The sequence below is a fragment of the Anaplasma marginale str. Florida genome (genome assembly GCF_000215485.1).
Lineage (GTDB): Bacteria > Pseudomonadota > Alphaproteobacteria > Rickettsiales > Anaplasmataceae > Anaplasma > Anaplasma marginale.
Window position 1 is genome coordinate 1 of the sequence record NZ_AFMS01000003.1, and the last position, 9,010, is coordinate 9,010.

Below are 9,010 nucleotides of genomic sequence, written 5' to 3' on the forward strand. Positions count from 1 at the left end.
AAAATAACACATTACAGCGACAAGATACCTTCCAAAGAGCGGGTAATGGGAATCGAACCCACGCGGGCAGCTTGGAAGGCTGCTACTCTACCACTGAGTTATACCCGCAACAGCCGTGGAGGAGGTAGGATTTGAACCTACGTACACATAAGTGGGCAGATTTACAGTCTGCTGCCTTTGACCACTCGGCCACCCCTCCCCTGAGACTTAGCAAAAAAGGCGCCGCCCCTGTAATAGCACATAATTCACAAAAGTAATACCAAAAAAACCAACTGCGATTCTAGAGTTGATTCAGAAAAATTAAACCCTACAATACGTCACTGCATACGTTAGCAAAATTTTTAGGCTTTACAACAACAAAGTTATGGGTCGCACCAGAAATCACGGAGGGTGCATGTGGATATGCGGTAGACATGTGTGCATTGCTGCGCTTCAGAACCCGAATAGGGTGTGTAGAGATATGCTAGTTACCGGAGAGTTCCTGAAGAAGTACCCAGAAGTTGCGCGTATGGCACAGAGCAAAGGCGTATACCCAAAAAGAGTTGCAGCGGAGAAGATCAGCAAGATTTTGGGTCACGGTGGAATGGCGCATCAGGGGATCGCACTCATGGTTGATGAGCTCTCCGGGCGCGACGGTAGCAAGCTCAGAGTGGAGGATATAGTGTCAGCCAACCCTTCCGAGGCTTCTACCGTGGTTATTCTAGATCGAGTTACAGACATCAACAACGTAGGTGCAATAGTGAGGTCGGCCGCCTGCTTTGATGCAGACGCGGTCATCCTACCGGAACATCACTCTCCTTCCGAAAGCTGCACAATTACAAAGGCTTCCAGCGGAGCCGCAGATATCGTCCCGGTGGTGCAAGTGGGCAATCTGGTCAAAACGATGGAATACTTGAAGCAGAATGGATACTGGTGCTACGGCATGGATGCGGGCGGGGATAAGGCCTTGCACGAAATTAGCTTTTGTGAGCGCAGAGCCATAATACTGGGCTCGGAGGGAAAGGGCATAAGGAGGCTGACAAGGGAGCATTGTGATCATCTAGTCAAAATCCCAATGTCGGCAAGGATTGATAGCCTGAATGTGTCTAACGCAGCCGCAATAGCGCTATATTCGAGTTATCTACAGCTACACGGAAGTGTGCGTGACTAATAACCCGGGCAATCAGCACAGCAAACGCTTAGTTATAGCCATCGATGGGCCATCTTGTTCCGGCAAGGGCACGCTAGCCAAGGAAATAGCCAACATTTTGCGCATGCAACACCTAGACACCGGAAAGTTGTACAGAGTTTTCGCAGTCAAATTCCCGCACAAATACTCACAGGCTCGCGGCCACGGGGAAATTCGGCTAAGTGCGGAGGAAGAAGAAGAAATACTGTCAGCACTGAATGATGATGACCCGAAGTACTACAGCGAGTGCGTCGGAAGGACGGCATCGGTGTTCGCGAAAGATACCCGAGTCAGATCTGCATTGCTGCCAATACAGCAGCAATTTGTGCTCAATGCCCCACATGGCGCCGTTGTAGACGGGAGGGATATAGCTTCTGTTGTATGCCCAAATGCCGATGTGAAGATCTTCGTCAGCGCATATGCGTCAGTTAGGGCACGAAGGCGCTTTAAACAGCTGCGCGGCTCTAGTTGCAAGGCAATGTACAAAACTGTACTCTTCCACCTGCTGCATAGGGATATCAGGGATACTCGTAGGAGTACTGCGCCACTGGTGCGCACTGAGGATGCTATATATCTGAACAACTCGCACATGCAAAAGGCCACTGCTCTGCAGGAATTGGTGGAAAAAATAAAAACGTTCTTGTAAAACTGCGCGAACGGTATATTATTGCCACTCGTTGTTTTCTTTTCGTTGTTTGCGGGCTTAGTGTATGTCGTCGGGTACGGGTTTGCAGGGTAGTGCTTCTGGTAGTATAAGCAGGATGTATTCCAACAGGTTTGTGAGCCACGGCTTTGATGATATAGAGTCGGGCGATGCTGACCTCTCTGATGCTCTGTCTGAGCTCTTGGATAAAGGGCCGAAGGAAGGCGAGATAATAGAAGGCACAGTTATCTGCATGGACGGCGGGTATATAACCGTCGATGCGGGGCTGAAGTCCGAGGGCGTGGTCTCCCTTAGGGAGTTTGAGCTTGGCGATGGCGGGCAGGACGTTGAAGTCGGTTCTAAGGTCAAGCTGTGCCTGGAAAAGATTGAGGGTAAAAGCGGCAGCGTGGTCCTTAGCCGAGAAAAGGCAATAAGAGACGAATTATGGCAAAAGCTAGAAAAGGCCGCGGAAGAGAAAACTGATGTGGAAGGGGTTATTTTTGGCTCCATCAGGTGTGGGTACACCGTAGATGTCGGGGGCGTTGTTGCCTTTCTGCCTGCAAGCCATGTGGGGCTGCGCCAGGTTAAAGATATTACCCCCTTGTTGGGTAAAAAGCAGCAGTTCCGCATTCTCAAGATGGACAAGAAGCAGGGAAATATCGTTGTTTCCCGGAAGGCGGTGTTAGAGGAGTCGCTTGCAGACGCTAAAGATTCTTTCCTAAGCCAGCTGGAAGAAGGCAGCATAATAGAGGGCAAGGTCAAGAGCATAACAAAGTATGGCGTGTTCATAGGCATACACGAATCTCCGTCCGTGGGGGTTGTAGATGGGCTGTTGCACATAACAGATATCTCCTGGAGCCGCGTGAGCCACCCATCTGCCGTGTTTTCTTGCGGACAGACGGTACGCGCAAAAATAATTAGGATTGACAGGGAAAACCGTAAAATCTCTCTGGGAGTTAAGCAGCTGGAGGAAAGCCCCTGGGCAAACGTGGAAGAGAGGTATCCTGTAGACAGTATCCACAAGGGCATAGTCACAAGCATAGAGGATTATGGAATCTTTGTGGAGCTAGAGACCGGAGTAGAAGGGTTGATACACGTGTCTGAGGTAAGTTGGGTGAGGAGCCACCTGCCCGTAAATCAGACTTTCATGCGCGGTGAGGAGGTTGAGGCAAAAGTCCTCAGTCTGGACGCGGCCAAAAACCGCATGAGTCTCAGTATAAAAAGGTGTAAGGAAAACCCTTGGGAGGCGTTTATAGAAAAGCACCCTGTTGGATCAGTTGTTGCAACCAGGGTAAAGAGCATAAGTAGCCTTGGCGTTTTCGTTTCGTTTGAGGATGATACTTCTGGGTCAGGCATAGAGGGACTGATTCGCTCCACCGAGCTGAGTTGGAGTGGTTCCCCTGAGGCAGCGTTGAAGAAATACAGCGTTGGGGATCTCGTGAAGGCCAAAATATTGATGGTTGCCACAAACAAGAACAAAATAGACCTAGGGGTTAAGCAGATTGAGCGGGATCCCTTCCTTGATTTGCTCAAGAGGGTCGAGGTTGGTGACCGTGTTGCTGTCACCGTATCAAAGGTTCTAGAAGATATGGGTGTGCTGGTTGACGTATTTGAGGGGTCAGAAAGCTTCAACGTATTGGTGAAGCAGGAGCACCTACCCGAGAACAAGAAGTTCTTTCCTGGTGACAGGGTGGAAGCTGAGGTTCAACGGTTGGGTCTTACAGTCTTGTCTTATCGCTGAAATAGGGGTTGCACGTGCTTGATCACTTGCTAAAGATGGAGGCGTTACATTCCAGGGTTCTGTGGTGGAGGGCTTCTTTCTTTCTCGTCGTGTGTTTGCTACTTTTGGTTATGGGGCATGTAGATTACTCGAGGGTTATTGGAACCTTGAGGAGAACTCACGACTACGTCGCAAGGGTAAGAATCAGCGGTGAAATCGGCCGTAGCAGGGCCAGGGAAGCAATGCTCGCTCGGCTAGCGGAAAGTGATTCTGTAAAGGCGTTAGTCCTTAGAATAGACAGCCCAGGCGGTACTGTGGGCGATAGCGAAGCTTTGTATCAACAAATAAGAGAGATAGCCCTGAAGAAGCCCGTGGTCGCGGTGCTTGGGAACGTAGCTGCCTCGGGTGGGTACATGGCTGCCATAGCGGCTGACCATGTGGTTGCACGCCATGGTACCATAACCGGGTCCATAGGTGTAGTCTCGCAGTATATCGGCGTGGCCGAGGCGGCTGGGAAGTTGGGCATTGCACTGAAATCTATTAAAACTGCTCCGTTGAAGTCCAATATGTCTCCTCTGGAGGAGCTGTCACCCGAAGGTGAAAGCATAATACAAGGAGTGGTGGACGATTTTCACGTCTTTTTTGTAGGCTTGGTAGCTGAGAGGCGAGGATTCACCCCTGATAAAGTTTCTGCGGTCTCTGACGGCAGGATATATACCGGGGCTCAGGCTCTACAAGCCGGGTTGATAGACGCCATAGGAGGGGAAAAGGAGGCTTTGGAGTGGCTGAAAACGCAGAGGGATGTTGATGTGCGCGTCGTTAAGGATGTGGATTACCAACGCATTGATTCTGGTTTGCCAGCGTTCTTCTCCTCTGCTATACAGTACCTGCACGTATTGCTTTTCGGATGAACACTATATGTCCCTCAAGTCTGATCTAATTCAGCGCGTCGCAAGAAAAAATCCCTCACTGGGTGAGGCCGTGGTTTCGCAGATCGTGGGCATATTTTTCTCCTCTATAGTAGGCTGTGTCAGTAGCGGGTGCAGAGTTGAGCTTAGAGGGTTCGGCGCATTCTCTACTCGACACTACGTGTTGAAGAACCACAGCTTGAACTCTAGACTTCCGAAGCCAACTTACAAGAGGGTATACTTCCGCCCCAGTGAGAAGCTTGTTAAGGCTGTTGACAGTCGTTAGCGCAGCCGAAGGGCGGCCATTCCGCGTTTTTCACAGCGTAGCTGAAAATAGGCGGGTTCCATCTATTTGCAATTCTTCAAACCCACCCTGCAGTTCCGGGTTGACGATAACAAAAAGTTTGCATGTTTTGGTTATCTGTAATAACTTGCGTTTTTGGGTCTTTGTTCATCGTCCTATGGTTGTTAAGTCGGAGGATGCGGACTACGCCGGGGATCTGCGCAGAGCGTTTGATGAATTGGAGGATTCTCTAACGCGCAGGCTAGGTGCCGAGGGTGGTACAGGTACAGCTGGGTCCGAAAGAAGGGTGAGCGAGCTGGCCGCGGAAAAGCAGCTGCTGGAGGAGGCGTTGATGCAACGTGAGGCAGAGTGTGCGTATTGGAAAGCGACGTGCAGCGAAATTGTTGATGGCCTGAATTCCTCAATAGAAGCAGTGAAATCTATTTTAAACGGTAGAGAGGGATAGGTGACTGAAGAGATACCTGCTGGCTCGCGTGTCGTTGATGTTACGATTCGCGGCAGCACTTACAGAGTCGCTTGCGGGGCGAGCGAGGAGAAGCGCCTGGGTGAGCTTGCCGGCAGGCTGAGTAGGTTGGTGGAGGCAATATCCGGCGGGGGCAGAGGCAGAACTTCTGACACCCTACTCTTGCTTCTGGCCGGATTGAAGCTTGAGGATAAAGTCGAGGAACTGACACAGGAGCTCAACAAGGCCACTGAAGAGTTGTCCGAGTATAAGGCAATGCACAGCAAAGAAGTCCGCCTTAGGGGGTCCCTTGAGGGGCTGCTGCGCTACAGCCTGTCGCGGACAAGGGAGTTGTTGGCATATGTTAATGACACGCGCGCAAGGGAAGTGCAGGATACAGAAAGTGCCGCCGGAACCTGCTGAAGCGGCATGCTGACGCACGCGGCAGTCGCTGGTGACGTGTTGTGAAACGTGGCTGGGCTTCCGCGCGGTCCTGGAGTTTCGTTGTGCATTTGTTAGACTGGTAAGCTGCAGGCCTGGCGTCTGTAGCCCAGTACGTGCATCCGCGGTCGTGCGCCACACCGGTGTGTGTGCACCCCGCAAGCGCGGTAGGGCTCTGCGTGCAGGTCTCTGCTCTGTGGCATCGCATTTGTGGGCAGGAATGCTAAACAATTGCCCGACTGTTGACTGCACTGGGTATTTGCTCTAGACTGGACCCAATTTTACAGTCGGGGGGGGGTATGCCGGGGTGTTGTAGCAATTCCGAGCCGAGCGGCAGGAGCACGGAGGAAAGCGGTGGCGGGTCGCACAGCCGCCTGAAGGTGCTATCCAGACAGGTGTGCGAGTCTGTGCTTTGCGGCTTTTCTGGTGCGTCGTCGTTTCTTATAGCTTCAGCATCCGCTATCCAGTTGCGAATCTTCCTCGGCGTCTGTCACAGCTCCATGGAGCCTGGCGCACGCAGGGTGCACAGGGGTAATATGCGTAACGCCCTTGCAGCCATGAAGGCGAGCATACTGCCTGCAGCTGAGATGTTTGTTCTGGTTCCGCTGCTGTGTACTCTACTCCACTGGTTCGGAAGCATCAGCCTTGCACTCTGCCTGCTAGCGTGCTGGGGAGCTATGTTCGCTGTGTGTCTCTTTGTGAGAGTCACTGGAATCTTAAAGGGATGCCCGAGAGTGGAATCCCCCATGTACGGGCATGGTAGCCCCTTCCCGAGAATGGCCCCCCCGCAAAACGTCGGCGCCGCACATGAACATGAGGATTCTATGCACAGTGAACCAGAGCCCGCGTCCAATGCCGGCGCTATAGGTGCGTCGCTTTTGAAGTCTGCCGTGCTAGCCGTTTTGTTTATACCCTTCCGGGCCGTGACGCTGGTCTCTACACTTGTACTTATGACAGTGGCGTTGTTGTGTTCGATCCCCAGCTTTTTTCATGACGTCTATGATGCAGTGAGGAGGCACGTTAGGCACGGCAGTTCCGAACGCCTTGGCCAAGACTCACAGTCCACGGCTCTGTTCCCAAGAGTAACAGATATCGCGCGCAAGTTTTGCTCCCTGGCAAAGTCGGCTTTGTTTGATCTCGCGTGGATTGCAACCCTGGGAATTACCGGAGTGCCATCTCTGATGCATGGAGTGACTGTAGAAGGGCTAACATCTTCCCCTCGTGTTGATGTTGCCGCCGCGGAACTTAGCTAGTGTTCGCAATTATGGCACAGCTCGGAGGAAGCTCAGCATCGCACCGTGGTAGCTCCACCGGAGCGGGAGAGTTGGTCATCGCTGCGGCAGCCGCTCGGCGCTCCCTAATAGTGATGCATTGGTTGCGTTCGTCCGCCCTGCAAAGCCGTTGGTCGCCTGTGCAGTACGTATGATATTACCCCGGTGTGACATTACCCCAGCAAGTGGCAGGTACAAGTGCCCGATACGGCCCCGTGTGGACTGCGCTGGTGAGCGTAGATCCGAGTTGTTGGCGCATTAGTCTTAATCGAGTTTGTAAACAGCGTGAGTAGAACATCAAACAAAAAAGTGGCTGTGGTGCTGCTCAATCTTGGTGGGCCGGGCTCTTTGTGTGAAGTTGAAAAATTCTTGTTCAGTCTGTTTAGTGACCGACGCATACTGGGGCTGCCGTATCCGCTAAGGATGCTGGTGGCCACGATAATTTCGAAGCTCAGAGCAAGGTCGGCTAGAAAGATCTACTCATTAATGGGGGGGAATCTACCATACTGGAGGAAACGGAGCACCAAGCTTCGGCCCTGGAAAAACGCTTGAATAGCTCCGCAGCAGGCAAGATTTACAAGGTGTTTGTCTGCATGCGACACTCAAAACCAGGGTCCAGGGAAGCACTGCACGCCGTTCGTGATTATCAGCCTGAACATGTAGTGCTGCTGCCGATGTATCCGCAGTATTCCAGCACCACAACTCTGTCCGCAATTGAGGACTGGAACAACAGCGCGCGTAAAGCATGCTATGCACCCGATACCAGAATCATATGCTGCTACCACGCCCACAAGGACTACATAGCAGCACACTGCAAATTGATTTTGGACGAGTATAATAAGGCTGCCATGGGCCATAGCAGCCCGAGAATATTATTTTCCGCACATGGGCTGCCTGTACACATTGTAGAGCGCGGGGACCCGTACCAAGAACAGATACGGCAAAGCGTTTGCGCGATTGTGGAGCAATTGGGGATACGAGCTCTGGACTACTCCATATGCTATCAGAGTAAAGTGGGGCCCACTCAATGGCTTGAGCCCAGTACGCAGCTTGAGATCCTTAGGGCGAAAGATGATGGAGTCCCAGTAGTAGTGGTGCCAATCTCTTTTGTCTCTGAACACTCAGAAACCCTGGTGGAACTCGATATAGAATACAAGGCACTGATGCCGGAAGAGCAGCAATATTTCAGGGTGCCAACTTTGGGGGTGAATACACTGTTTATTGAGTGCCTATACAAGCTGGTGTGCACACTAGATGCAAATGCGGCCCCGTGCTGCGCCAAGTACGGACTATGCTGGAAAAAGTGCGGGGTGATACCCATGCAGAAACGCGCTAGCATCACCATGTGTCGGCCCCCATTTCGGCAAGCCTGGACGCGGCGCGCTTGAAGCCTACCGATGCAGGCCCTGTGTGTAATTCATTAATATCAGCAGCGAGAGAGCAAAATATGCGCACCCTGCGCTCATACAGCTCATCCACCAACATGATAAACCGCTGCATTTCGTTTTGAGCGAAAAAATCAAACACCGGAATGCCTTTGATAAACATGGTAGCGAAGTTTTTGGCTATCTCCTTATAGTCCGCAACCCACAAAGGGTTTTTGTCGCCGCACAGATCTTCAAAACTAAACCAGGCAACAGCATTGCAAGCCTTCCCTACTTCGATATTCCTGCTTCCAACGGTCAGCACCACGCTTTCAACTTTGCCAGAACCGACGAGCCCCGCAAAGCGCGCGTGCAATTTTTGGTCTGCACCCTCACCCACATAATATCTGCGCGCATTTTGTCCGCGCACCGACCTATAGTCGAGCTTACCAAGCATGGACACAACCTGCATACGCCGCTCAAGCAAAGATATGGCGGGCAGAAAGAGCTCCCGACGTAGCCCTCCTTCGTACAATCCATGTGGGGGATAGTTGGACGTCATGACGACTACTAGGCTTTTGGAAAATAGCACAGAAAATACTTTATGCAGCACTACAGCTTCACAAACATCGTTGACTTGCACCTCATCTAAGTACAAAAGCTCCACGCCTTGTAGCATGGCATTCACAGCAAAAGATATGCAGTGGCTATCCTGCTGCCGGTTATCAACACGCATGTGATGCAGCAGA

General features: G+C 51.8%; 8 protein-coding genes, 2 tRNA genes and 2 pseudogenes. 9 read left to right on the forward strand and 3 right to left on the reverse strand.

The genetic code is table 11. The features are described from left to right. Window positions 1-37: 37 nt before the first annotated feature. A tRNA-Gly gene (locus GAC_RS00060) sits at window positions 38-108 on the reverse strand. An 8-nt stretch (window positions 109-116) separates the two neighbouring features. Beyond that, window positions 117-199, reverse strand: a tRNA-Tyr gene (locus tag GAC_RS00065). Window positions 200-394: 195 nt separating this feature from the next. On the opposite strand from GAC_RS00065, the gene rlmB reads away from it, so the two are divergent. The 9 genes and pseudogenes from rlmB (at window position 395) to hemH (ending at window position 8,233) form a co-directional block, all read left to right on the forward strand. Continuing rightward, complete coding sequence (rlmB, locus tag GAC_RS00070; RefSeq protein ID WP_010268117.1) at window positions 395-1,150, forward strand: 23S rRNA (guanosine(2251)-2'-O)-methyltransferase RlmB; 756 nt, start codon at window positions 395-397, stop codon at window positions 1,148-1,150. Next, complete coding sequence (gene cmk / locus GAC_RS00075; protein ID WP_010265340.1) at window positions 1,143-1,814, forward strand: (d)CMP kinase; 672 nt, start codon at window positions 1,143-1,145, stop codon at window positions 1,812-1,814. Before rlmB ends, cmk begins: the two co-directional genes overlap by 8 nt. 64 nt (window positions 1,815-1,878) lie before the next feature. Further along, a pseudogene (locus tag GAC_RS00080) lies at window positions 1,879-3,557 on the forward strand (30S ribosomal protein S1). A gap of 9 nt (window positions 3,558-3,566) precedes the next feature. Then, window positions 3,567-4,442, forward strand: coding sequence for a signal peptide peptidase SppA (sppA, locus tag GAC_RS00085; RefSeq protein ID WP_010265341.1), 876 nt, complete (start codon window positions 3,567-3,569; stop codon window positions 4,440-4,442). Window positions 4,443-4,449: 7 nt separating this feature from the next. Further along, complete coding sequence (locus GAC_RS00090) at window positions 4,450-4,725, forward strand: HU family DNA-binding protein (RefSeq protein WP_010265343.1); 276 nt, start codon at window positions 4,450-4,452, stop codon at window positions 4,723-4,725. Window positions 4,726-4,900: 175 nt separating this feature from the next. Further along, complete coding sequence (locus GAC_RS00095; protein ID WP_037348940.1) at window positions 4,901-5,188, forward strand: DUF4164 domain-containing protein; 288 nt, start codon at window positions 4,901-4,903, stop codon at window positions 5,186-5,188. Then, window positions 5,189-5,608, forward strand: a complete 420-nt coding sequence (gene zapA / locus GAC_RS00100; protein WP_012659049.1) for a cell division protein ZapA — start codon at window positions 5,189-5,191, stop codon at window positions 5,606-5,608. It abuts the gene before it with no gap. Window positions 5,609-5,925: 317 nt separating this feature from the next. Then, a complete protein-coding gene (locus GAC_RS00105; protein ID WP_012659050.1) occupies window positions 5,926-6,879 on the forward strand; it encodes a hypothetical protein in 954 nt (317 codons plus the stop codon). 303 nt (window positions 6,880-7,182) lie between these two features. Continuing rightward, window positions 7,183-8,233, forward strand: a pseudogene (gene hemH, locus GAC_RS00110) (ferrochelatase). A gap of 2 nt (window positions 8,234-8,235) precedes the next feature. On the opposite strand, the gene zapE reads toward hemH, so the two are convergent. Then, on the reverse strand, window positions 8,236-9,010 hold a 775-nt coding region (zapE, locus tag GAC_RS00115), incomplete at its 5' end, for a cell division protein ZapE (RefSeq protein WP_050813509.1).